Source organism: Vreelandella sp. H-I2 (genome assembly GCF_052959335.1).
In genome coordinates this window covers 1-327 of record NZ_JBRAMC010000028.1, presented here as the reverse complement: position 1 = coordinate 327, position 327 = coordinate 1, and the positions used below count along the sequence as shown (strand labels likewise).

The following is a 327-nucleotide window of genomic DNA, read 5'->3' as shown; positions in this document are numbered from 1 at the left end:
CTCGCGAGAGTCAGCGAATCCCTTAAAGCCGGTCTCAGTCCGGATCGGAGTCTGCAACTCGACTCCGTGAAGTCGGAATCGCTAGTAATCGTGAATCAGAATGTCACGGTGAATACGTTCCCGGGCCTTGTACACACCGCCCGTCACACCATGGGAGTGGACTGCACCAGAAGTGGTTAGCCTAACGCAAGAGGGCGATCACCACGGTGTGGTTCATGACTGGGGTGAAGTCGTAACAAGGTAGCCGTAGGGGAACCTGCGGCTGGATCACCTCCTTAAACGATGCGTCACAGTTAGTAAGCGTCCACAATGAATTACCTGATCAGA

General features: G+C 54.1%; 1 rRNA gene. It reads left to right on the top strand.

Annotation, left to right across the window (positions count from 1 at the left end):
- A 16S ribosomal RNA gene (locus ACUVOF_RS21975) occupies positions 1–278 on the top strand; the annotation flags it as partial.
- Between the last annotated feature and the right edge of the window lie 49 nt (positions 279–327).